Below are 24,723 nucleotides of genomic sequence, written 5' to 3'. Positions count from 1 at the left end.
CCGATAGACTCGGGTGTGATTTCAACCCAAGCCCTCGAATTACGTGCAGGAGCGCGCCTTTTAGTTAAAGGCGTAACTGTTCGTATTAACAGCGGCGACCGCATTGGCTTTGTGGGTCGAAACGGTGCTGGTAAATCAACTCTTGCCAAAGTTTTAGCTGGTGAAAACATGCCAGCAGGGGGTGCAGTAAATCGCACAGGAAAAATTGGTTATCTGCCTCAAGATCCACGTACCGGTGATGAACCTGGCACAGTAATCGATCGCATTCTTTCTGCTCGTGATCTTGATCAGATCGCTGCACGTATGCGCTCTGTTGAAGAGGAAATGGCAACTGCCCAAGGTGAAGCACTTGAAAAAGCGATGGATCGATATGGACGCGTTGAATCTGAGTTCTCAGCAGCAGGTGGATATGCAGCAACAGCTGAAGCTGAAGCAATAGCAACTTCCCTTGGAGTTTCAGAGGCTGTCTTTGGTAACGAGCTCGCAACTCTTTCTGGTGGTCAGCGTCGCCGTATCGAACTAGCTCGCATTCTCTTTAGTGGTGCAGAAACATTGTTACTAGATGAGCCGACTAACCACTTAGATGCTGATTCCATTGTATGGCTGCGCGAGTTTCTATCTAAGTACTCTGGCGGATTGGTAATCATTTCCCACGATGTGAACTTGATCGAAACAGTTGTAAACAAGGTGTTCTACTTAGATGCCAACCGTAACTGCATCGATGTTTATAACTTGGGCTGGAAGGCTTACTTGTTACAGCGTGAGCAAGATGAACACCGCCGTAAGAAGGAACGCGCAAATGCTGAAAAGCGTGCAGAAATTTTGCAGAAGCAGGGCGAGAAGATGCGTGCAAAGGCATCTAAGGCAACTGCGGCCCAGGGCATGTTACGTCGTGCTGAAAAGCTTAGAAGCGGTCTAGATGATGTTCGAGTCGCAGACAAGGTTGCAAAGCTGCGCTTCCCAACCCCTGCCCCATGTGGCAAGACTCCGTTGTCAGGTGAAGAGTTATCAAAGAATTATGGATCACTCGAAATCTTCACAGATGTTTCATGTGTTATCGATAAGGGTTCTCGTGTTGTAATTCTTGGACTCAACGGTGCAGGTAAAACAACTTTGCTACGTATTTTGGCTGGCGAATTAGAATCAGATACTGGAAAAGTTGAACACGGCCATGGCCTAAAAATCGGCTACTACGCCCAGGAGCATGAATCACTTGATTTTGAACGCACGATCTTAGAGAACATGATGTCTGCAACTCCAGATATTGCTGAACCAGAAGCCCGCAATACCTTGGGTTCATTCCTATTTGTTGGCGATGATGTTCATAAGCCGGTCAAGGTTTTATCTGGTGGAGAGCGAACACGCTTAGCGTTAGCTGTGTTAGTTGTTTCTGCTGCAAATGTTTTGCTATTAGATGAGCCAACAAACAACTTAGATCCAGCTTCTCGCGCTGAAATTCTTGGCGCTCTAACTGAATATCAAGGTTCAGTCATTATGGTTTCTCACGATGAAGGCGCTGTCCAAGCCCTTAAACCAGAACGCGTTATCTTGCTGCCAGATGGCGACGAGGATCTGTGGAAAGAAGAGTACTTCGACTTAGTTTCTATTGACTAAGGCTTGCTTACTTTTACTGTGTCTCCATTTTGATCGCGAGATATAACTTCTATTCTCACACCATCAACTGTAATCACATCGCCAACGCGAAGCGCAGCATCGGTAAATTGTGGATCCGTTGAACCGGGGCGACGTTGAACTTTCCATCCGCCCTTAATTGATTGAATTGTCATATCAACTGTATAGACAAGGGTGCCCTCTTGTGATGGGGCCAAAACATCAAAACCCTCATTGCGACGTGATTCAATCACTAAAATCTTGGTACTAGAAAGCCTCACAACGACAGCCTTTGTAAGATCGTTGACGCGTTCGATTGGATTAAGCAACTGAGTAACACCCGTTGAAGTTATCTCAGTTGTGTTAAGGCAATTAATCTGGGAATCGGTTAACCACCCGAGTAAGTATCGGTTCCAAGCGTTTAGTTCAATTGCACCCACGGCCCAGTTGTTGGACATCAAATCCCAAGTTCCATAAACCGCATCACCTGGATTTACATACAAATCATGTAATCCAAAGAGATGGCCAGTTTCATGTGAGATCCAACGCCATGGCGTGCCTCGTGAAATGTTCTGCCAAGCATCGGCGCCAGACAACGTAATATTGGTGACGGGTCCATCATCTGTCGAAATACCCACAGAGTTAAGTGGGCCGGCAGGACCATAGGCAATTGATGCCCAAGGGATTTCACGTGGACTTAAGACATAAACAACATCAAATTGTGAGTAATCAACCAGTGGGTCAGCGGTCTCGATTGCCAACTTCCAATAGGAATAAGAATCTCCTTGATTCCAGGTACCCAATTTATGGAAGGTTGAACTTACCGGCATACGTACCCAGTTTTTCAATACTTGATAGTCGAATTTAACCTTGTTTCCAGACATCTTGTAGTAGAAATCATTCTGGCCATCAGTCATTGGCGTGAATTCCTCAGCGGGTGGCCTTTGTCCTACAACATCTGCAAAATCAACTGGAACGATCAATGCCTTGATAGTTCCAAAACTAGGTAGGCGGCCAGGAGCTTTTGGAAATCCAACCTGCATTTGAGTATTGCCGGTTTGATCAAGCAACTGACATTGGGTAGTTGGTATGTATTTGTTCACCGAGCTGCTTTGCATGAGGTCAACGGTCACCGTATAGAAACCTGCCGCATTTGCTGCCATTCCTGCTATTGATAAGGCACCAGAAGTATTGACCGTTGTCGAATAACGCTTTCGAAGATACTGCGTTGTATTTGGCTCGACGACATCAAAAAGATAGGAGCCAGAAACTAAGTTTGCATAAAAACTTCCATCAGGATTAGCGGGAGAAAACTTCCAATCTCCGCCAGTGAGTTGGATCCAAACACCAGGTGAGCCAGCCTTTACTTTCTTGTCACTTGGGTTGTAGATCCAGAGTTTTACATTTGTACCAGATGGTGCAGCTTGCACTGATACTGGAAGATCAAAACTTTGTTCGAGATTTTTTGGATTACCGCCAGCACCACCTGTATAGACAGTGATTCCTTTTACTGGTGGAGGAATAGCACCGCTTATGGTTGGTGTCGGTGTTGCTGAAGGCGTTGGAGTTGGTGTCGGTGTTGCTGAAGGCGTTGGAGTTGGAGAAGGAGTAGGCGTAGGAGTTGCAGAAGGCTTCGGCTTTGGAGTAACCGCAACTGGTTTACTCCACACAAGTTTCTTACCGGATTTAATGCAGGTGAACTTTTGTGATTTATAGGTTTGCTGTTGCCCAAGTTTGGTACAGGTTTTACCGGTAACAGGTGCTGCAGAACTGCTAATCGGGACAAGGAGTATTCCCGCCACTAAAGGCAGAAGTGCAACATAAACCCTACGACGCATATCCAGAGGATAGTAGGGATTACGCCTTAAGCGTCGATGTGTTCGCGATCAATCTCAGCATTAGCAATAAATTCCTTACGTGGTGCCACATCGCTACCCATCAATAGTTCAAACATTGCCTCTGAAGCAGCGCCATCTGAAACGGTAATACGGCGCAAGGTGCGAGCATCTGGATCCATTGTTGTTTCACGAAGCTGGTCTGCATCCATTTCGCCCAAACCTTTGTAGCGCTGAATTGGTTCCTTCCAACGCTTGCCTGACTTCTTAAGATCTGCAGTGACGCGCTTCATCTCATCATCACTGTATGTGTAGATGTATTCGCCCTTCTTGCCTCCCCCGCCCATTACTTCGATGCGGTGCAGAGGTGGAATCGCAGCAAATACGCGGCCCGAATCAATCAGTGGGCGCATGTAGCGATACATCAAGGTCAATAACAAACAACGAATATGGGCGCCGTCAACGTCAGCATCTGACATCAAGATAATGCGGCCATAGCGGGCTTCATCTAATTCAAAGGACTTTCCAGAACCTGCGCCGATTACCTGAATGATGGATCCGCACTCTTTGTCTTCAAGCATCTGCGATAGCGATGCCTTTTGAACATTCAAGATTTTTCCACGAATAGGCAAGATCGCTTGGAACTCGCTATTACGGGCAGCCTTTGTAGTACCCAGTGCCGAGTCACCTTCTACGATGAACAATTCAGTACGTGTTACATCCTCTGAGCGACAATCTGAGAGCTTTGTAGGAAGCGATGATGATTCAAGTGCGTTCTTGCGACGCTGAAGATCTTTGTGGGCACGTGCGCTGATACGTGTGCGAGATGCAGCTGCGATCTTTTCAAGAACGAGTCGACCATTTGCTTTATCAATGCGTTTTGAGGTGTTGAAGTATTCCTTCATCTTGTCCGCAACAACTGCTGAAACAATTCTGTTTGCCGCTGCAGTTCCTAGAACTTCCTTCGTCTGTCCTTCAAACTGTGGCTCTGACATACGAACTGTTACGACAGCGGTTAAACCTTCAAGCACATCGTCCTTGATGACATCGATTTCTTTGTTCGACAAAGTTTTTGTAGATCGAAGTGCTTCGTTAACAACCTTTACTAACGCCTTTTCAAAACCAACAACGTGTGTTCCGCCCTTAGGTGTAGCAATAATGTTGACGAATGAGCGCTGAGTCGTCTCAAAGCCATTGCCCCACTTCATCGCGATATCAACTTCCATGTCGCGCTCTACCTCGGTAGAAACCATATGGCCCTTGTCATCTAAGACAGGAACAGTCTCTTGGTAGTGACCGGTGCCGTAAATACGAATGACATCGCCAACTGGTTCATCTGGCTGCAAATAATTACAGTATTCAGTAATTCCGCTCTTGTGGAAGAAAGTTTCAGTTGTCTTGGTCTTGGTGCGATTGTCATTAACAATCAGCGTTAATCCAGGGACTAAATAAGAAGTCTGGCGTGCACGTGCGTAAATATCCTCTAGATCAAGTTCGGCTTCTTTAAGGAAAATCTGACGATCACTCCACCATTTAATGCGTGTGCCCGTTACCTTTGAAGAAATTTTTCCGATTACACGCAAACCTGATTTTGGTTCAAAGGGAGCCTTTGGTCCATCGCCATCAAATATGCCGGCGGTTCCGCGTTGGAATGACATCCAATAAATCTTTCCATCACGATCAACTTCGGCATCAAGGCGCGATGCAAGTGCGTTAACAACTGATGCACCGACACCATGTAGACCACCAGATGCGGCGTATGAACCGCCACCAAATTTTCCACCTGCGTGCAATTTTGTTAAAACAACTTCGACGCCTGTTAAGCCAGTCTTTTGTTCTTTATCTACCGGAATACCGCGACCATCATCATGGACTTCAACTGAGCCATCAGATTCAAGATTGATTTCAATTTTCTTGCAATGCCCAGCTAGAGCTTCATCAACTGAGTTATCAATAATTTCCCACAAGCAGTGCATGAGGCCGCGTGAATCGGTTGAACCGATGTACATACCTGGGCGTTTGCGGACTGCATCGAGGCCTTCGAGGACCGCTAAATCTTTTGCGGTATAGCTATCTTGCGAAGGGGTCGCAATTACATCTTTTTCAGCCATGGGGCGAAAGATTATCTGCCTCACCCCATATTTGTGCGTAAGCGCGCCGAATACATCTCAGATAGTGGAAATTGTCGACTCTCGGCGTAATTTATGGAAAAAAGATTAAATAAAACGAGCGGGGAATAAATAAATGTGGTTTCCTGTTCCATATAACGAAGAAGTAATTACGGAGACGGAGAGAGATATGACAGAACAGATGTTGCTTGAATCAGTACCTCTTAACGCCCTAGATCGTTGCGATCGTTGCGGTGCCCAGGCTTATGTGCGTGCCGTTCTTCTCAATGGTGGAGAACTTATGTTCTGCGCTCATCACGGCAAGGAATACGCTGAAAAGCTAAAGCCAATTGCCGCAAAGATTCAAGATGAATCAGAAAAGCTGATTGAATCTAAAAACTAGTTTTATATCAAAAAAGCCCTTATGCGAATTTCGCGTAAGGGCTTTTTTGTACTTCAGAATTAATCTAGATAGTCGCGCAAAACCTGACTACGTGATGGGTGACGAAGCTTTGACATAGTCTTTGATTCAATCTGGCGAATACGTTCACGAGTAACTCCGTAAACTTTTCCGATTTCATCAAGTGTCTTTGGCTGACCATCAGTTAAACCAAATCGCATTGCAACTACGCCAGCTTCACGTTCTGACAATGTGTCCAGAACTGAGTGCAACTGCTCTTGTAGCAATGTGAAGGAAACCGCATCAGCTGGTACAACTGCTTCGCTATCCTCAATCAAATCACCAAATTCGCTATCTCCTTCTTCACCAAGTGGTGTGTGAAGTGAGATTGGTTCGCGACCGTACTTTTGAACTTCAACAACCTTTTCAGGGGTCATATCAAGTTCTTTTGCTAACTCTTCTGGGGTCGGTTCGCGACCAAGATCTTGCAGCATCTGGCGCTGAACACGTGCCAACTTGTTAATGACTTCAACCATGTGAACAGGAATACGGATCGTACGGGCCTGATCTGCCATCGCACGAGTGATCGCCTGGCGAATCCACCATGTCGCATAGGTAGAAAACTTGTAACCCTTTGTGTAGTCGAACTTTTCAACCGCGCGGATTAGGCCCAAGTTACCTTCCTGGATCAAGTCCAAGAACAACATTCCACGGCCGGTGTAGCGCTTTGCCAGCGAAACAACCAGACGAAGGTTTGCTTCTAGCAAGTGGTTCTTTGCGCGCTTTCCATCTTCGACAAGCCATTCGAGTTCGCGCTTGTACTTTTTATCAAGCTTCTTTTCATGCTTCAACTTCTCTTCTGCAAAAAGACCAACTTCTACGCGTGTAGCAAGCTCTACTTCAAGTTCTGCGTTAAGCAAGGCTACGCGGCCGATCTGCTTGAGGTAATCCTTAACAGGGTCTGCAGTTGCACCAGCTGTCATAACAGTCTGTGCAGGAGCATCATCTTCTTCAGATGCCTTTAAAGTAAATGCATCCTCTTCCTTGCCCTGTGTTGCTTCATCAGCAAGATCTACAACGCGTGGTTGTGCTCCTTTGTCCTCTTCGCTGTCGATGATCTCGACAACTTCCTTGATGAGAGTTTCAACATCTTCAAGTTCTACTTCTTCTAGCTCAACTTCTTCGCCATCAATTTTGGTAACAACTGTCTTGCCGGCCTTTGAATCAGCCTTTGGCGCTTCGGCTTTTGGCGCTTCGACCTTTGCAGGCTTTGGTGCGATTAATTCATAATCAGCCTTCTTCAAAATTCGTGAAGGTGAACCAAGTCCACTCTTACGAAGTTTTTCAATCAAAACAGGGACTTCGGCTGCGAGCGCGCGGGCCTCATCAACTAAATCTTTATCAGCTTTTTTCGGAATTCGATTGATTGATGTAACACCGCGAGTATCTAGTTCTGCAAGAACTTCATTCTGACGAAGTACCGCGTTTTTGGCATCAACAATTTGCTGAACATCTTTTGCAGTTAAATCCTTTTTAAGTTCAATCTTCTTGGCAGGCGCAGCCTTCTTTGCAACAACCTTTGTAACAGGTGCTGCCTTTTTCGCAACAGCTTTCTTCGCAGGTGCAGCTTTTTTAACTGGCGCAGCTTTTTTAACTGGCGCAGCTTTTTTAACTGGCGCAGCTTTCTTAACAACAGCCTTCTTAGCGGGTGCGGCTTTCTTCTTCACAGAAGATTTTGCTTTGACCTTGTTTTTGAGCGCACTAAATACAGCCACAATTGTCCTTTGATTTTTTCAGCGAGTCCGCTGAAGTGATAGGTATATTATAATTTGTCCACAGGGCAAAATGCACATCGAAAACCCCTATTTGGCCAGATTTAAAGCCTCTCTGATCACATTTCCAACGCTTTCGACCTCAACGAGGAAGCCGTCATGGCCAAATGGGCTCGTAATTGTGACCAATGGGGCTGCAGCGGGTGCTAATTCGGCGATCTCGGCCTGTAGGCGAGGTGGAAACAAGCGATCTGTATCAATCGATACCGCTACAACCGGGACCTTGATTGTGGCCAAAGCGGCGGCAACTCCCCCTCGTTCTCTACCAATGTCATGGCTGTTCATCGCCTCTGTCAGGACGATATAGGTGTTGGCATCAAAGCGCTTAGCTAACTTATCTGCTTGATGATCCAAATATGACTCGACGGCAAAGCGTCCAGTGTCATCGCCCTGAAGCTGTCGACCAAAACGAATATCCATTTCTGCTTCTGTTCGATAGGTCAGGTGGGCAATGCGACGAGCAATTCCCATGCCCTCATCGGGGCCAACTTCTTGCTCGTAATAATCTCCACTGTTGAAATGTGGATCAGATTTAATTGCTCTGATCTGAATTGAGGCGGTGCCAATTTGATCGCCGGTTGCAACAGCAGATGAACCGATAGTGCAGATCGCTCCAACACGTTCAGGCAACTGAACCGCCCATTCCAATGCGCGCATTCCGCCAAGTGATGGACCAACAGCTAACAAATACTTTTTGATCCCAATCGCATCTGTAAATGCGACCTCTGCTGCAACCATGTCTCTGATTGTTACTGCAGGAAAGCGTGAACCCCAACGCTTTCCATCGGGTGCAATTGAAGATGGACCTGTCGAGCCTTGGCATCCTCCAATAACATTGGGGCAAACCACAAAATACTTATCTGTATCAAAAGGTAATCCTGGGCCAACCATTGATGGCCACCAACCAGGAACATCAGACCATCCAGTCAATGCATGATTAACTAAAATCGCATTATCTTTAGCCCCGTTTAAGCTGCCCCAGGTTTGATATGCAATAGTGACATTGGGCAAAGTTTCGCCATTTTCAAGAAGCAAGAATCCAATTGATATATATTGTCGCTCGCCGGGATCATGCGTTTCTAGCCACGCACCCGTAACCGCTTGCTTGTTATCCATTACAAATAGTCCTTCACCTGCGCTTGTCGCATCAGCGACCTGTTCGTCACCCGGAGCACCCCGCCGCGGTGGAGGGTTGCCGCCTACTAAGCCGGGGCTAGTACGTAGGACTCGTGAACGCTGTAATTCTAGCGACTACCCCTCGAAAATCCCAGCGGTGACCTTTGGATGCAGCTCTACTCGCATGGCTGCAAAAGCAGCGGCGGGCCAGCCTGAACCAAAGACCCGGCGCAACAAAATTGTTAGGGCGTACTTGGGGTCATCGACAGTTGCGCGATCTAATGCGCGATAGGCAAGTTCTTTTTCCCCGCGTTCATATGCCAAAGTAGCAAACAAACAAGCTACTGGTGCCACAAAATCATTGGGTGCAATGCGCAGTAAATACAGCCACATGTTCCAATAGATATCAAAAGTCTCAGCATTGTGGGTGCCCATTGCGAAATCGCGAACTTGAATATCCGACAGGCGGCCTACCACCTGTGACATTAATTCGACATCACAGTTGTATCCACGATCTGCAAACTGCATTGATAAGTCAATAACCGCGGTCGCGCCATCTCGTTGCAACATATTTAGTTCGGGGCTTTCAGTAGATACCGAGAAAGTATTAACACTTTCAATAAATTCCATATCTGTTGCAAGTGGAAGTGCGGTGATGCTTACATATGTGTTTTCAGTTGTCATGGATCCTTATCCTTTGAAACTAGTAGGGGCTTTTACAATTGTGATAAGTGCGATGGAAACTTTTTTGACAGTGCCCGTAACCGCGCGGGCCGCTGCGTTATGTGTGTAGGTGCCATTCCAGGTTGTCAGTAAAGAAATTTCATAGGTACCTGGTTGCCTATAGGTGTGTTGGATCGTGCCGCTTGGATATGGCGCACCATTTTCTGTTGTGGCATAGAAGTTGCCATCACCAAAGCTCCAGATGAATGATGGTCGCAAGGCAACATCTACAACTTCGCCGATGATGTCGACTCGACTTTGGAAAAGTGTTGGCAAGTCGCACCAGAAATAGACAGGAACATTTACTAATGGCTCAAATTCAGGTTGGTATGCAACACCAGCTGTAGGAACGATCTTTATTAATCGATCACTTAAATTGACCTTGGTAACAGCCTTTTTTATTTTCGGCTTGTAGGTGCTTTTTATAGCTGGTTTTTTTACTGCTGGTTTTGCTGCAGCTGTTGGTGGAAAAAATAAGGGTACTGTCTTTGGTTTTGGCGCTACCTTCACCGCAGCTTTTTTCGGAGCCTGAGTGATTGTTTTTTTGACCTTTGAATTCCCCTTGTGGGCTTCAATAATAATTTCATTGTTTTCGGTGTACACATTGACGCACGCTGTTTTCTGACATTGATCGGCTGCAGCGGCTGCCTGAATTCCAACAAAGGTAAGTGCCAGACTGAGAATTATTTTCACCATGTGCGGCACCATAAATTGCTGCTGTGACTGTGCTGAAGGTCGCTGCGCCAACTGTGGATAGATGTGACAGGCTACGACCATGGCAGCGCGCGATGGTGATGGTTGGGTGGAATGCGCCTGCGGAAACAAACATTGGGGCCTCAATGGTGCAGCCGGGATTTTGATCTTTCGTGGGGCGGAAATCTTGTTACAACACCGTGCCCCGTGGGTTCATAACGGTGATACCTGGGGAATACCTGGTGGTGCTCGTGATTCTCACGAAACAACTATCGAAGGTGCTTTTCGCGAAGCTGTAGAAGAAACTGGAATCGATACCCAATTATTGACACCGCTTCACACATTTACCGATGATCACGGAATCTGGAAGTACGAAACCGTTATCGCACGTGCTAGTGATGGTTTAGTGGCCCACGAAGTTAATGATGAATCCCACGAAGTTCGGTGGGTAAATATTGAAAAAGTTGCAGAATTACCGTTACATCCCAGCTTTGCTAAATCCTGGCCAGAGCTACAAACTCTCCTTAAGGCGTTTTAGCGAATCCCGTACCACTGCAGCATCCGATGTGCGCCACAGAGGTGGCATCGAATTAAGTAAGACACTTCCGTAACGCTTAGTCACGATTCGGGAATCCAAGATCGCTACTACTCCCCGATCATCGACCGAGCGGATTAGTCGTCCCGTGCCCTGAGCCAACAAAAGTGCTGCTCTAGGCAGAGAAACCTGCATAAATCCACTGCCGCCCTTGGCATCTGCTTGGGCCGCGCGCGCACTCATAACTGGTTCATCAGGGCGCGGAAAAGGAATGCGATCAATTGCTACCAATATGCAACTGCTGCCTGGCACATCGACGCCTTGCCATAGCGACATGGTGCCGATCAAAATTGATGTTTCATCCTTTGCAAACCTAGAAACAAGTGGTCCAACCGCATCTCCACGCTTTTGTGTGATGATCTTTATCGGAAGCTCGGCCAATACTTTGCGCAAATGTAAATCTGCAGCTTCTACACCGCGCCACGATGAAAACAATGCCAAGGTTCGTCCGCCAGCGGCATCAATGAGTTCACCAAGTTCAGTTAATACCTCTTGGCTAGGGCCATCTCGACCTGGTTCGGGTAAATGCTTTGGCATATACAAAACGCCCTGATTAGCAAAATCAAATGGACTTCCAACATCTAGCATCTGAATATTGGCTGGATCTACTTCACCTTCTTTAATCTCAGCATTCATTTCTTCGTTAACCAAAAAGCCAATGCTCTTTGCCATCGAATCAAATCCATTTCCTACAGTAAGTGTCGCTGATGTTGCAATCACAGGAGTCTTGGTCAGCAAGTTTTCCCGCAAGACTTCGGACACAGACAACGGCGCTAAGTACAAAGTAGAAAATGTTGGCTCGTACCACAGCACTAAACCATCGCCCATTTTTAATAGCGTTGTCGCTGTCGTTGCAATTTCGTTTACCGCGCCCTTAACACGAGCACGCTCTGCCATTGCATCGGTATCAATGATTTCATCGTCAGCAGATAGAAATTGAATAATGGCCTTGGATGCTTCCATGACTTTGCGAATTGAGAATTCAAGGGATTGTGGAATTTCTTCTAGACGGCCTTGTGCACCAAACTCGGATTTAATCGACTCGCCATAGTCCACCATGGATTCGTGAAAATCATTTGCTGCTTTGTGAAACGCATCTGAAAGCTTGCCCGGCATGAATTTTCGAGCCATTGCTGCGGCACGCAAAACACGGTTGCTGGTTAGCTCATCGGTCACTGCCTGTGTAGCGCGATCCATAAACTCATGCGCTTCATCCAAAATAACACAATCACGTTCGGGCAAGATCGGGTGAGAATCTACGATCTCGATTGCCAAAAGGGTGTGGTTGGTAATGACGATATCTGCAGTCTGGGCCTTTGCTTTTGCATTAGCGGCAAAGCATTGCGAGCCAAAGGCACAGACATCAGCCCCCACACATTCGCGTCCCGAAACACTATTTGCTGCCCAGACCCTGCGATCTACTTCCGGTGCATCATCACGGTCTCCGGTGACGCCCGGAGTCTTAGCCCAGGCGATTAAGCGTTTGGCATCTTTTTCAAGGGAGGAAACTTCCATTACTAATTCACCATCAGGGTCAACTTCATCGCTATTCATCTTTTGCAAACAGACATAGTTTCCTACGCCCTTATAGATCGCGTAACTTATTTCGCGACCAAGCTCTTTTTCCAGTGCCGGGACAACTGCTGGCAAATCGCGATCTACTAACTGGCGTTGTAATGCAATTGTCGCTGTAGCGACCAAAACCTTTCGGCCATGCACGATTCCAGGAATTAAATACGCAAGAGATTTTCCTGTGCCCGTACCGGCTTGAACCATTAAGTGATGGCGATTGGTTAAGGCGTTTGCAACTGCTTCGGCCATTTCAATCTGGCCTTCACGGGGTGAACCACCAATAGCTTCGACAGCAACATCTAGTGCTCGACGCACCTTTGCTGACATGTCGCTCATTAAAGAGCCAACAAATCCATGAACTCATTTACTGGTGTTGCCGCTAGCTTGTCATAATTCAGGCATAGCTCCAAGATCTTCATTTGCTTATCTACATCATAAATACGAGCCAAGTTGGTCTTGTACTTTTCGATCAACAACGGGATACCTTCCACGCGACGGCGCGCATGGCCGATTGGGTACTCAACGGCTACTTCGGCAAAGCTGCTGCCATCATTGAATTCAACTGTTATTGCGTTGGCAATAGAGCGCTTTTCTGGGTCGTGATAATCAGCGGTATATCCAGGATCTTCTACACAGATAATTTTTTCGCGCAAAGCATCGATGCGCGGATCAGCTGCAATATCTTCTTCGTAATCACGTGCAGTTAAGCGACCGAAGATAAAAGGCACAGCCGTCATGTACTGAATACAGTGATCGCGATCTGCTGGGTTGTTCAGTGGTCCTTTTTTGTCGATGATACGAATACACGCCTCGTGGGTACGAATCGTTACTTTCTTGATGTCATCTGAAGTTTTCCCTGCTGCCTGCATCTGGTGATAAATCGTCATTGCAGCTTCGACAGCGGTCTGCGAATGGAATTCAGCAGGGAAGGAAATCTTAAACAGGATATTTTCCATTACATACGAACCATAGGCGCGTTGAAACTTAAATGGTTGTCCCTTAAAAGAAACATCGTAAAAGCCCCAGGTTTTTGCGGTCAGCGCCGATGGATAACCCATTTCGCCGGTTTGTGCGATTAAGGCAAGTCGCACGGCGCGAGATGTTGCATCCCCGGCAGCCCATGATTTGCGTGATCCTGCATTTGGAAAGTGGCGATATGTTCGCAGTGATTGCCCATCAACCCACGCAAGTGAAACCGCAGCCAATGCTTGATCGCGCGTTAAACCCATCAGCTGTGCAACAACGGCCGTTGATGCAACCTTGACCAAAATTACGTGATCTAGCCCAACTTTATTAAATGAGTTTTCAAGTGCAATACAACCTTGGATCTCATGTGCCTTGATCATCGCGGTTAAAACATCTTTGATCGCAAATTTTTTATCGGTTGTACGTGATAACCAATCAGCTGTTGCAAGAATGCCACCTAAGTTATCTGATGGGTGTCCCCATTCGGCAGCTAGCCAGGTGTCATTAAAATCTAACCAGCGAATCATTGCGCCTATGTTGAACGCACCTTGCACTGGGTCCAATACATGCTTGGTGCCCGGAACTTTTACTCCGCTTTCAACGGTTAATCCAGCAACAACTGGCCCCAAAAGCTTGGTGCAGGCTTCATATTCCAGTGCTTCTAGGCCACACCCAAGTGTGTCCAAAAGGCAGTTCCATGCAGTTTCGTAAGCAACCGGTGATGTCACTTCGTAGTTCAGTGCATAGTCGACGATGTCGATGATTTCCTGATCGTACGGCTGGTTGTTTGAACCTACATGGCTCGACACTTTTAGCGCTTTTCGATTGGAACAAACGCCAAATCTTCTGGACCAACATAAGTGGCTGTTGGGCGGATGATCTTGCCGTCATTGCGCTGTTCGATAACGTGGGCAGTCCAGCCTGAAATACGTGCCATCACAAATAGCGGCGTGAAATAGTTAACTGGAATCTTCATCGCATCATATGCAACAGCTGAGAACCAGTCCACGTTAGGGAACATCTTCTTAACTTCCCACATGACAGATTCGATGCGTTCTGCAACGTTATACAAATTCTCTTTATCTGCAGCGATTGCCAGCTCTTTTGTAATTACCTTCACGATCTCATTGCGAGGATCTGAAACTGTGTACACCGGGTGTCCAAAGCCAATGACAACTTCCTTGGCTTCTACGCGAGCACGAATATCTGTTTCTGCTTGATCTGGTGATGAGTAACGAAGCTGAATTTCAAGTGCGACCTCGTTTGCACCGCCGTGCTTTGGACCACTAAGTGCACCGATCGACCCTGTAACGCAAGAGTAAATGTCTGCACCAGTTCCGGCGATTACACGACCGGTAAAGGTAGATGCATTAAATTCGTGCTCTGCATATAGAACTAGTGAAGCGTGCATTGCTTTTTCCCACAAATCAGATGGCTTATCACCGTGCAATAGATGCAAGAAGTGAGCACCGATTGAATTGTCATCAGTTTCTACTTCGATGCGTTTTCCGTTATTAGCAAAGTGGTGCCAGTAACCAAGTAGTGAACCAGTCTTTGCCAGCATCGAATCTGCAATATCGCGGGCTTCTGCTTCAGTGTGATGGGTTGATTCTGGATTTATTGCACCAAGTGCGGAAAAACCGGTACGCAAAACATCCATTGCATGAGCTGTTGCTGGAAGTTGTTCTAGAACAGTCTTGACCTGAGGTGACAGCCCCCGTAGACCTTTGAGCTTTGCCTTGTATGCATCAAGCTGCGCCTGGGTAGGTAGCGCGCCATGGACAAGAAGGTGTGCGACCTCTTCGAACTGACAGTTAGCAGCCAAGTCCTTGATTGAGTATCCACGATAGTGAAGATCAGCTCCACCCACTGCGCTAAGTGATGTGTTTCCAGCTGGAACACCCGAGAGCGCAACTGACTTCTTTACTTTGATTTCTTCCATGATTTTTTACCCGTTGTCTTTGCCTAGTGTTTGGTCAAGTGCTTTCTCGTACTCATAATAATTAATTGCTTGGTACAACTCTTCGCGAGTCTGCATTGTGTCGATCACATTTGCCTGGGTGCCGTCACGGCGGATGGCGGTATAGACATTTTCTGCAGCCTTGTTCATCGCTCTGAAGGCTGACAATGGATACAGGATCATTCCCACGCCATTGGCCGCTAGTTCGTCACGTGTAAACAAGGGAGTCTTTCCAAATTCGGTGATATTTGCCAGGATCGGTGTGGAAACAGCAGCTGAAATCTTTGCGTAATCTGCCAAACTTTCGATTGCTTCTGGGAAAACTAAGTCAGCACCAGCTTCGATGTATGCATGCATGCGATCTAGTGCTGATTCGATACCTTCATTTGCAATCGCATCTGTGCGGGCCATGATCTGAAAGCTGTCATCTGTGCGGGCATCAACTGCTGCTTTAATGCGATCAACCATTTCGGACTTAGAAACAATTTCCTTATTAGGGCGATGGCCACAGCGCTTTGCGCCAACTTGATCTTCGATATGCATTGCGGCCGCTCCAGCTTTGATCAGATCCTTTACTGTGCGGCCAATGTTAAAAGCCGATGCACCAAACCCTGTATCTGCATCAACCAAAAGCGGCGTATCGCAGACATTAGTAATTCGGCGAACATCAATTAAGACATCTTCTAATGTTGTGATTCCTAGATCTGGAATTCCCAGAGATCCTGCTGCGACTCCACCGCCTGATAAATAAATTGCGCGAAATCCTGCGCGTTTAGCAAGCAGGGCGTGATTAGCGTTGATGGTTCCAATTATTTGAAGTGGGGTTTCTTCAGCTAACGCCTTCTTAAAGGCTGCTCCTGCGCTAGTTACGCTCACCTGGCGAGTCTATCTAGGCGTTCTTCAAACGCAAAAGTTCAAGAGCAGCAACTGCGCTGTCATAACCCTTGTCTTCTTTGCTACCAGCAACACCAGATCTGGCAATTGCTTGAGCTAGGTCGTTACACATCAAGACGCCGTAGCCAATTGGCTTGCCGTACTTAAGCGAAACATCAATCACGCCTTGAGTAACGCCTTGGCAGACGTAATCAAAGTGAGGTGTTTCACCTTTAAGGACTAGACCAACTGCAACAACAGCATCAAAGCCTTTATCAAATGCGTACTGGGCGGCTAGTGGAATCTCAAATGATCCCGGAACAAACTGAACTTCAACGGCTCCTACTTTTGCTACGGCAAGTGCGCGCTGGGCGCCTGCAATTAAGTCATTACAAATATCTAGATGCCACGATGAAGAAATGATCGCAACTTTTGCCTGTGGAAGTGGCGTGATACCAATGCTTGGTGCATGTCCTGCCATTTACTTGCCTCCTCGTGTGTGACCAAGTTTTGCTTCCTTGGTTGCTAGGTATTTTTCATTAAATTTGTTGCTAACAATTACAAGTGGTTGCTGGGTAACTTCAAGAGCTGCATTGCGTAGCGCCGCAACCTTGTTGGGATTGTTAGTCAAGATAACAAGTTCGTGCAGACCAAGGGCTCGAACAATTGCGACCGCATCGTTCCAGTCACGCGCATCGATCTCGTGACCCAAATGCAAGTTGGCATCAATGGTGTCCATGCCTTGATCCTGTAATTGGTATGCCTTGATTTTCTCTGTTAGCCCAATTCCGCGACCTTCGTGATCACGTAAATAAATGATGTATCCGTAACCATGAGCTTGAATCAGATTGATTGATTGTTCTAACTGTTCGCCGCAATCACAGCGTTGGGAATGAATAACATCGCCCGTAAAGCACTCGCTATGGATACGAACCATGGGCAACTTACCTGCATCACCAAATGCGATTACTGCATGTTCGCGCTGACGTAACCCAGGAAATGTTGCAATCTTCCACATGCCGCTGCGAAGTGGGAGTTGCGCCCATTCAAAGACAAATTCAGGAGCACTCTCTATTGCTGCAATTGGATTGCTAGCAACATACGACTTCAATTCTTCAACAGAGATCATTGGGATTGAGTGCTCTACGGCAAAAGCAGCAAGAGCTTGTCCGCGTGCCATAGAGCCATCATCGTTAACAATTTCAGACAGTAGACACAGCGGTTGTGCGCCAACGATGTGTGACAGTGCAACACCCGCTTCGGTATGTCCACCACGGGCTGCTAATCCACCGTTATCTGCAATCAACGGAAACACATGGCCTGGCCGAATGAAATCTGAGGCAACAGCTGATGAATTAGCAAGTGCTCGCACAGTGTTTGATCGCTCTTGTGCACTAACACCAGTTGTTATCCCTGGTTTGTAATCAACGCTGACCGTAAAGGCGGTCTTTTTTGAATCCTGATTTTCTTCAACCATCAGTGGCAAATGCAAGGCGCGAGCACGCTCTTGGGTCATTGCAACACACAAGATTCCAGTTGTATGGCGCACCATAAAAGCAACTTTTTCTGGTGTGGCCTTTTCAGCAAGAATCATTAAGTCGCCTTCGTTTTCACGATCGGCATCATCGGTAACAATAATCAGATCGCCATTTTTATAGGCAGTAAGAGCTGCTTGGAGATTACTCATTATTTATCTCCTTTGGATAGCAAGCGCTCAACATATTTGGCTAAGACATCGACTTCGACATTGATTAAATCCCCTGGCAAAAGCGATGAAAGATTTGTGCGATCCAATGTTTCTGGGATTAACCACACTGTGACGACATTATTGGCATCATTGATTTCACCAACAGTTAAGGAAATTCCATCTAAACAAATAGAACCTTGATTAACAATGTATTTGGTTAAATCGGCAGGCACAGAGATATCAAATTGTGCCCACTTATCCCCCGGTGTTAAGCCAACAACTGTTGCAACCCCATCAACATGACCTTGGACCAGATGCCCACCCATGCGGGCATTTAACTGTGCAGCAAGTTCTAAATTAACTGGGCTGCCAACAAAGATTTGTGAAAGTGAAGTTATAGACAAGGTTTGAACCATGACATCTGCTGTAAAGGCTGTGCCAACTATTGATGTAGCGGTTAGACATACGCCGTTTACTGCAACAGAATCACCAACTGCGATCTGCGAAATCAGCCCAGGTGCGTTGATCGTGAAAACAGCAGATGTATCGCTCTTTTCAATAGCGGTTATCGAACCAAGTTCGGCAATGAGTCCAGTAAACATCACTCACCATTCCTAATCCGATAGACCGATTTAACATCGCCAGCTAGTACCTGGGTGCTGAGGTGATCCATTCGCATTTGGTCGGAAATCGTCGTTGGGTAATCGAAAGCAAAGAAGTGCTTGCCCGTGCCCAAAAGTGATGGTGCCTGATACATGATTAATTCATCAAGCAAGCAGTGATCTAACATCGCGCTGCCCAAAGTTGGTCCTGCTTCAACAAAGACGTGGTTAACGCCTAGTGCGTTGAGTTTTTCCACCAAGACATCTAAATCTTTTGATTTCACCACAACTGTATGTGCTGCATCATCAAAGACCTGCGCATCCTTTGGTAGTTCTTGTTCTCCGCAAATAACACGAATTGGATTAGCCCCATAACCAGCAAAGGATCCCCTAGGAATCAAATGTGGATCATCTGTAATAACAGTATTGGTGCCTACAAGAATTGCATCTGCCTGCCGGCGCAATACCTGCACATCAGCCCGTGATGTCTCATTGCTAATCCACTTAGAAGTTCCATCAGCTGCTGCAACTTTGCCATCAAGAGTTGCGGCGACTTTCCAGGTAAAGAAAGGTCGGTTCTTTCGAATCTTCATCAGCCAGGCACGATTGGAAAATGCGGCTTCATCTTTCATGACACCTTCAACAATAGTGATGCCTGCTGCTCGCAGAGCAGCTGCTCCCCCTGCAGCCTTTTCATTGGGATCGCTGACTGCAAAGACAACAGTTGTAATACCCGCATCAATAATTGCTTGCGTGCAAGGCCCTGTTGAACCTGTGTGATTGCATGGTTCAAGGGTTACAACAATTGTTGCCCCAACCGCTTTGTTTCCTGCAGCTTTTATTGCAACTATTTCGGCGTGATCGCTGCTGTTAACACGATCATGGAAACCTTCGCCTACAACATTTCCTGCTGCATCAATAATCACTGCGCCGACAATTGGATTGGGCGCAGTTTTTCCTAAACTTTTTTCGGCAAGGGCAATGGCACGTTGCATTGCAACTGTGTAATCCATATTTATTCCCCCAACTCTAGAAACGAGTAACCGGGGTGGGTGCACGAAGAAATGCACAAAGAAGGTAGGCGCAAGCCCACCCTTTGTTGGTTTCCTCTCATCCGGACTTTAACCGTCGGTCTCAGAATTTCACTGAGTCAACCGATACCTGGCAGGCATCGGGTCGCGGACTATAACCGCCGGTTCGAAATTACATCGACCCCGGAAACAACGTCGTAATTCTACCTCTGCATTAACCTTCCTGGGAACATGAAAAACCCCGCTTATCTGCCGGACAACAGATCAACGGGGTAATTCAATATTTATGGTTTAGCTGCAACCAGATGTGTTTCCGCACCCTTCGCAGACGAAACATGCACCTGACATACGCATCTTCACGCCACATGTCATACACAGTGGAGCATCAGACTTGATTCCCATTGATTCAAGTAGATCAGATGAAGATCCGATTGTTGCTGCAAGGGGCGCAGCTTCAATCTTTACTGCAACCGGCTTACTTGCAACCGCAGGAGCCGCCACAGGCGCAACTGCTATCGGTGCTTTTGGGGTATCGGTTTCCTTTGCTAGCTCTGCGTACTCGCCACCATTGTCTAACGCTGCTGCACGTTCTGCTGCAGTGTAAAGACCCATTGCTGAACGTTGTTCGAATGGTAGGTAGTCAAGAGCCAAGCGACGGAAGATGTAATCCATCATTGACTGCGCCATACGGATATCCGCATCATCAGTCATACCTGCTGGCTCGAAACGCAAGTTTGTGAACTTCTCAACAAATGTTTCTAGTGGAACTCCGTATTGAAGTCCGATAGATACTGCAATTGAGAACGCATCCATTACACCGGCAAGAGTTGAACCCTGCTTGCCAAGCTTCAAGAACACTTCACCGAGTGCGCCATCTGCATATGCGCCAGCGGTCATGTAACCCTCGGCGCCACCAACAGAGAACGATGTTGTTGTTGCAGGACGTGCCTTTGGCAGACGCTTGCGAACTGGAGAAGAAATCTCTTCTTCTACAACTGCTTCTTTCTTCTTCGCCTTGCCATCAGATAGAGGCTGACCAACTTTGCAGTTGTCACGGTAAACCGCGAGCGCCTTAATTCCCATTCTCCATGCTTCGATGTGAACTTCTTCAACCTCTTCAACAGTTGCATCCTCAGGAAGGTTTACTGTCTTTGAGATCGCACCTGACAGGAATGGCTGGCAGGCAGCCATCATGCGAACGTGACCCATTGGAGCGATTGAACGTTGTCCTAGTGCGCAGTCAAATACTTCGTAGTGCTCAAGCTTTAACCCTGGAGCATCGATGACGTGACCGTTAGCTGCAATGAACTCAACGATTGCTTCAACTGTTTCTTGTGCGTAACCAAGCTTTTGTAGCGCAAGTGGAACTGTCTGGTTAACGATCTGCATAGATCCGCCACCGACAAGCTTCTTGAACTTAACCAATGAGAAGTCAGGCTCGATACCAGTTGTATCGCAATCCATCATCAAACCGATTGTTCCTGTTGGAGCTAGTACTGAGATCTGCGCGTTGCGCCATCCGTTCTTATCTCCTGTTGAAAGACATGCATCCCACGCCTTGTTTGCTTCTGTCCAAACATCGCGGTCTAGTGTTGTTTCAGACTTTGCTGCAGATGAAGCAGATGCGTGCTTGCGCATAACACGTGCGTGTGGCTTAGCGTTTTGTGCAAAGCCTGCGTATGGTCCAACGATTCCAGCAAGTTCTGCTGAACGCTTGTAGGTAATACCTGACATCAATGATGTGATCGCACCAGCAAGTGCGCGTCCACCTTCGGAATCGTAGGCAAGACCTGAAGCCATCAATAGCGCGCCAAGGTTTGCATATCCAATACCGAGCTGACGGTAAGCCTTTGTTGTGTCACCGATTGCTTCAGTTGGGAAATCTGCGAAACAGATTGAGATGTCCATCGCTGTGATGATCAGCTCTGCAGCCTTACCAAATGACTTTGCATCAAATGAGCCATCTGACTTTAGGAACTTCATCAAGTTAAGTGAAGCCAAGTTACATGATGAGTTGTCTAGTGACATGTACTCAGAGCAAGGGTTTGACGCATTGATGCGACCTGTCTCTGGGGTTGTGTGCCAATCATTGATGGTGTCATCAAACTGAACACCAGGATCAGCACATGCCCATGCAGCTTGTGCAATCTTTGTAAACAGTGCGCGTGCATCAACTGTGTCAATAACTTCACCAGTTGCGCGAGCTGTTAAACCAAACTGCTCTCCCTTTTCAACCGCTTGCATGAACTTGTCTGAAAGACGGACAGAGTTGTTTGCATTCTGGTACTGAACAGAGATGATGTCTTTTCCACCAAGGTCCATGTCAAAGCCAGCATCGCGAAGTGCGCGAATCTTGTCTTCTTCGTTGACCTTTGTTTCGATGAATTCTTCGATATCTGGGTGATCTACATCTAGAACAACCATCTTTGCAGCGCGACGGGTTGCGCCTCCTGATTTGATTGTTCCTGCAGATGCATCAGCACCGCGCATGAATGAAACTGGACCAGATGCTGTTCCGCCAGACTTTAGAAGCTCCTTTGATGAACGGATGCGAGACAAGTTAAGTCCTGCTCCTGATCCACCCTTGAAGATCATTCCTTCTTCGCGGTACCAGTTAAGAATGCTGTCCATAGTGTCATCAACTGACAAGATGAAACATGCTGATACCTGCTGTGGCTGGTTTGTTCCAACGTTGAACCACACTGGTGAGTTGAAAGAGAAGATCTGGTGCATCAGCATGTGTGTTAGCTCGTGTTCAAAAATTTCTGCATCTTTATCAGTTGCAAAATAACCGTGCTCTTTGCCGGCCTTTGTGTATGTCAACACAACGCGATCGATAACCTGCTTCAAAGACCATTCGCGATTTTCAGCACCGAGTGCGCCGCGGAAGTACTTTGTAGTAACGATTGTTGAAGCGTTTACTGACCAAGTGTCTGGGTACTCAACGCCTCGTTGTTCGAAAACAGTCTCGCCCGTTCTCCAGTTTTGCTGCACTACATCGCGACGTTCCCACTTAACTTCATCGTATGGGTGTACGCCTTCGTTGGTGTAGATGCGTTCGATCGTCAAGCCCTTACCCTTAAGAGTGTTGTGGGCCTTGATTTTCGCTGGTCGGTTGATGACCGTCTCTGACATGTGTGGTTCCCCGTCTTCTATTTATGAGTTAATTTTTTGAGATGCGTTAGTGCTTTGTTCTGTGGTGCTAGTGCTTGGAGCAATTGGGGAATTGCTGGAAGGTAGAGCGCGGAGAAGTGCGATCTCACCTTCGAAGTCTTCAAGGGAGGCAAAGTTACGGTACACAGATGCATAACGTAAGTAGGCGACCTCATCGAGCTCTCGGAGTGGCGCAAGAATTGCCATTCCAACTTCTTGTGCTTCGATTTCTGCCTGTCCGGTGCGGCGAAGGGTCTCTTCTACGCGCTGTGCAAGCAAAACTAAATCGTCCTCATTAACGGGACGTCCTTGGCAGGCTTTGCGAACGCCAACCAGTACCTTCTCGCGGCTAAATGGCTCTGAAGCCCCGCTTCGCTTAATAATGTTAAGTAGTGAAAGCTCTTGAGTTGAAAATCGCTGGCCGCACTGGGGGCACTCGCGACGACGGCGGATTGCTGTGCCATCTTCAACTGGACGAGAGTCCACAACGCGGGAATCTTCATTGCGACAGAATGGGCAATTCATCTCGGCGTGTCCTCCAATCAATGCTCGATTTATGCAACTTCGGGTGTAAAGGGCTTTTTAGAGCGGATTCGGTAATTTACCCTAAAACCACTACTAATGGAAGTTATTCTCCCATTGACCCCTACATCTTGTGTTAACTATAAAGCATTTCTTGAGGCTTTGCCTGTCGAGTAGGTTAAAAGTATCTGAACGGCGTGTCGCAGTTACTTCACAGGGACGCGGAGCCGCTGTCCAGCCTGTAGATCAAAGCCTGTGAGGTTATTTGCCTCGCGAATTTCGTTAACCATGCCCTGCACATCCCCCGATGCATAGGCGGCAGCTACAGACCATAGGGTTTCACCTGGTGCCACAACCACGATCTCGTATGAAGGCGCTGTGCTTGCCTCGACCTGTCCGGCCCCGGACTGAGAAGCAAAGCCAGCTGCCATCACAACGGTCAGCGAAAGAACAACGAATGTACGAGCAAGACGACCACGGCGATTCAAAACACCGGACGGATTGGTTGTTGAATTGCTCAAAAAGCCTTGATTTACAATGCTTTTTCCACTTGTTGAATTACCAAATGAATTGATACTTAGTGTGCTCATCGTTGTCTCCTAGATTCTTTGATAAGAATCCTTTGTCTAACCTTGGGGAAGGTACTCGAACAACTGTTCGAATAAGACAATTAAACACCCTCCCACTGACAAATAGCAAGAAAAATTCGAACAGGTGTTTGAATTTTTGGTAAACTTGTGTCACGCTTATCCCCTAGAAGAAAAGGTTGGCGCTATGGCAAAAATTATTGAACTCCCAGACAGTCCAGAGGGGCCACACGGCCTGACCTCCCGCCAGCTCAAGATCCTGGGCGCGATCAAAGATGCGGTTGAAAACAACGGCTATCCACCAACAATGCGCGAAATCGGCGTTGTCGCTGGCCTGACCTCCCCTGCCTCGGTCAAGTACCAATTAGAAGCTTTAGAGAAAAAGGGCTTTATCCGCCGCGACCCAACTCGTGGCCGCGCACTAGAAGTTTTGATGCCTGATGAAAAAACAGCGGAAAACTCAACACCAGTTGATGCAACTCGCTACATCCCATTGGTCGGTCGCATCGCAGCCGGTGGTCCAATCACTGCTGAACAATCAATCGAAGAAACTTTCCCTCTTCCAGAATCACTTGTTGGTAGCGGCGAATTATTTATGCTCAAAGTCGTTGGTGAATCAATGATTAATGCAGCTATTTGCGATGGCGATTACGTTGTCATTCGTTCTCAAAAGGATTGCAACAACGGCGAAATTGTTGCAGCAATGATCGATGGCGAAGCAACAGTTAAGACTTTCTCGCGTAAGAACGGCCATATTTGGCTACTTCCTGCCAACGATGATTTCGCGCCAATCGATGGTGACAACTGCGAGATCTTAGGAAAAGTTACAGCGGTACTTCGTTCCGTCCGCTAACTAA

At 47.1% G+C, this 24,723-nt stretch carries 21 protein-coding genes and 2 riboswitches; of the genes, 4 read left to right on the top strand and 17 right to left on the bottom strand.

All coding sequences use genetic code 11. From position 1 onward, the window contains the following. The first annotated feature begins 15 nt into the window (after positions 1-15). Positions 16-1,614: a ribosomal protection-like ABC-F family protein gene (gene abc-f, locus AC9UGD_RS02215; protein WP_509568910.1), complete on the top strand. Its 1,599-nt coding sequence runs from the start codon at positions 16-18 to the stop codon at positions 1,612-1,614. Here abc-f and AC9UGD_RS02210 read toward each other — a convergent pair. Further along, complete coding sequence (locus AC9UGD_RS02210) at positions 1,611-3,449, bottom strand: metallopeptidase domain-containing protein (RefSeq protein WP_509568907.1); 1,839 nt, start codon at positions 3,447-3,449, stop codon at positions 1,611-1,613. The two genes, abc-f and AC9UGD_RS02210, sit on opposite strands and share 4 nt — an antisense overlap. A gap of 26 nt (positions 3,450-3,475) precedes the next feature. After that, positions 3,476-5,557 carry a DNA gyrase/topoisomerase IV subunit B gene (locus tag AC9UGD_RS02205; RefSeq protein WP_509568905.1) on the bottom strand — a complete coding sequence of 694 codons (2,082 nt, stop codon included), beginning with the start codon at positions 5,555-5,557 and terminating at the stop codon, positions 3,476-3,478. Between the two features lie 187 nt (positions 5,558-5,744). Here AC9UGD_RS02205 and AC9UGD_RS02200 point away from each other — a divergent pair, with 187 nt between their 5' ends. Next, positions 5,745-5,957 (top strand): DUF7455 domain-containing protein, encoded by a 213-nt coding sequence (locus AC9UGD_RS02200; RefSeq protein WP_509569191.1) that lies wholly within the window; start codon positions 5,745-5,747, stop codon positions 5,955-5,957. A 59-nt stretch (positions 5,958-6,016) separates the two neighbouring features. Here the strand turns inward: AC9UGD_RS02200 and AC9UGD_RS02195 are convergent, their stop codons facing one another. The 4 genes from AC9UGD_RS02195 to AC9UGD_RS02180 all read right to left on the bottom strand — a co-directional run bounded on the left by AC9UGD_RS02195 (position 6,017) and on the right by AC9UGD_RS02180 (position 10,321). Continuing rightward, positions 6,017-7,729 (bottom strand): RNA polymerase sigma factor, encoded by a 1,713-nt coding sequence (locus tag AC9UGD_RS02195; RefSeq protein WP_509568903.1) that lies wholly within the window; start codon positions 7,727-7,729, stop codon positions 6,017-6,019. 87 nt (positions 7,730-7,816) lie between these two features. Next, a complete protein-coding gene (metX, locus tag AC9UGD_RS02190; RefSeq protein ID WP_509568901.1) occupies positions 7,817-8,902 on the bottom strand; it encodes a homoserine O-acetyltransferase MetX in 1,086 nt (361 codons plus the stop codon). Between the two features lie 14 nt (positions 8,903-8,916). After that, positions 8,917-9,021: riboswitch (SAM riboswitch) on the bottom strand. Between the two features lie 16 nt (positions 9,022-9,037). Beyond that, positions 9,038-9,586 (bottom strand): DUF4192 family protein, encoded by a 549-nt coding sequence (locus AC9UGD_RS02185; protein ID WP_509568899.1) that lies wholly within the window; start codon positions 9,584-9,586, stop codon positions 9,038-9,040. Positions 9,587-9,592: 6 nt separating this feature from the next. Then, positions 9,593-10,321 (bottom strand): PKD domain-containing protein, encoded by a 729-nt coding sequence (locus AC9UGD_RS02180; protein ID WP_509568897.1) that lies wholly within the window; start codon positions 10,319-10,321, stop codon positions 9,593-9,595. Positions 10,322-10,400: 79 nt separating this feature from the next. Here AC9UGD_RS02180 and AC9UGD_RS02175 point away from each other — a divergent pair, with 79 nt between their 5' ends. Then, entirely contained in the window at positions 10,401-10,856 is a 456-nt protein-coding gene (locus tag AC9UGD_RS02175; protein ID WP_509568895.1) for an NUDIX hydrolase, read from the top strand. Here the strand turns inward: AC9UGD_RS02175 and AC9UGD_RS02170 are convergent. From AC9UGD_RS02170 to AC9UGD_RS02120, 11 genes are all read right to left on the bottom strand, one after another. Continuing rightward, on the bottom strand, positions 10,830-12,821 hold the full coding sequence (locus AC9UGD_RS02170) for an ATP-dependent DNA helicase (protein ID WP_509568893.1): 1,992 nt from the start codon (positions 12,819-12,821) through the stop codon (positions 10,830-10,832). The genes AC9UGD_RS02175 and AC9UGD_RS02170 overlap by 27 nt on opposite strands. Then, positions 12,821-14,260 carry a bifunctional 2-methylcitrate dehydratase/aconitate hydratase gene (locus AC9UGD_RS02165; protein ID WP_509568891.1) on the bottom strand — a complete coding sequence of 480 codons (1,440 nt, stop codon included), beginning with the start codon at positions 14,258-14,260 and terminating at the stop codon, positions 12,821-12,823. Before AC9UGD_RS02165 ends, AC9UGD_RS02170 begins: the two co-directional genes overlap by 1 nt. A 2-nt stretch (positions 14,261-14,262) precedes the next feature. Further along, on the bottom strand, positions 14,263-15,393 hold the full coding sequence (prpC, locus tag AC9UGD_RS02160) for a bifunctional 2-methylcitrate synthase/citrate synthase (protein WP_509568889.1): 1,131 nt from the start codon (positions 15,391-15,393) through the stop codon (positions 14,263-14,265). A 6-nt stretch (positions 15,394-15,399) separates the two neighbouring features. Beyond that, positions 15,400-16,287, bottom strand: coding sequence for a methylisocitrate lyase (prpB, locus tag AC9UGD_RS02155; protein ID WP_509568887.1), 888 nt, complete (start codon positions 16,285-16,287; stop codon positions 15,400-15,402). A 13-nt stretch (positions 16,288-16,300) separates the two neighbouring features. After that, a complete protein-coding gene (ribH, locus tag AC9UGD_RS02150) occupies positions 16,301-16,765 on the bottom strand; it encodes a 6,7-dimethyl-8-ribityllumazine synthase (RefSeq protein ID WP_509568885.1) in 465 nt (154 codons plus the stop codon). Further along, the gene (ribB, locus tag AC9UGD_RS02145) at positions 16,766-17,971 is read right to left on the bottom strand and encodes a 3,4-dihydroxy-2-butanone-4-phosphate synthase (RefSeq protein ID WP_509568883.1); all 1,206 of its coding nucleotides are present in this window, start codon (positions 17,969-17,971) and stop codon (positions 16,766-16,768) included. Next, positions 17,971-18,573 (bottom strand): riboflavin synthase, encoded by a 603-nt coding sequence (locus tag AC9UGD_RS02140; RefSeq protein ID WP_509569188.1) that lies wholly within the window; start codon positions 18,571-18,573, stop codon positions 17,971-17,973. The genes ribB and AC9UGD_RS02140 overlap by 1 nt, the downstream gene beginning before the upstream one ends. Then, positions 18,573-19,586, bottom strand: a complete 1,014-nt coding sequence (gene ribD, locus AC9UGD_RS02135) for a bifunctional diaminohydroxyphosphoribosylaminopyrimidine deaminase/5-amino-6-(5-phosphoribosylamino)uracil reductase RibD (protein ID WP_509568881.1) — start codon at positions 19,584-19,586, stop codon at positions 18,573-18,575. The genes AC9UGD_RS02140 and ribD overlap by 1 nt, the downstream gene beginning before the upstream one ends. Before the next feature lie 85 nt (positions 19,587-19,671). Beyond that, positions 19,672-19,799: riboswitch (FMN riboswitch) on the bottom strand. Between the two features lie 96 nt (positions 19,800-19,895). Continuing rightward, the gene (locus AC9UGD_RS02130; RefSeq protein WP_509568879.1) at positions 19,896-22,739 is read right to left on the bottom strand and encodes a vitamin B12-dependent ribonucleotide reductase; all 2,844 of its coding nucleotides are present in this window, start codon (positions 22,737-22,739) and stop codon (positions 19,896-19,898) included. Between the two features lie 21 nt (positions 22,740-22,760). Further along, the gene (gene nrdR / locus AC9UGD_RS02125; RefSeq protein ID WP_509568876.1) at positions 22,761-23,282 is read right to left on the bottom strand and encodes a transcriptional regulator NrdR; all 522 of its coding nucleotides are present in this window, start codon (positions 23,280-23,282) and stop codon (positions 22,761-22,763) included. A 203-nt stretch (positions 23,283-23,485) separates the two neighbouring features. Continuing rightward, a complete protein-coding gene (locus AC9UGD_RS02120; protein WP_509568873.1) occupies positions 23,486-23,869 on the bottom strand; it encodes a LysM peptidoglycan-binding domain-containing protein in 384 nt (127 codons plus the stop codon). Positions 23,870-24,053: 184 nt separating this feature from the next. On the opposite strand from AC9UGD_RS02120, the gene lexA reads away from it, so the two are divergent. Next, positions 24,054-24,719, top strand: coding sequence for a transcriptional repressor LexA (gene lexA / locus AC9UGD_RS02115; protein ID WP_509568870.1), 666 nt, complete (start codon positions 24,054-24,056; stop codon positions 24,717-24,719). Positions 24,720-24,723 lie beyond the last annotated feature (4 nt).

This window comes from Candidatus Planktophila sp. (assembly GCF_044232745.1).
Classification (GTDB): domain Bacteria; phylum Actinomycetota; class Actinomycetes; order Nanopelagicales; family Nanopelagicaceae; genus Planktophila.
Note: the sequence above shows the minus strand (reverse complement) of the source record. Positions and strands in the feature narration are given on the sequence as shown.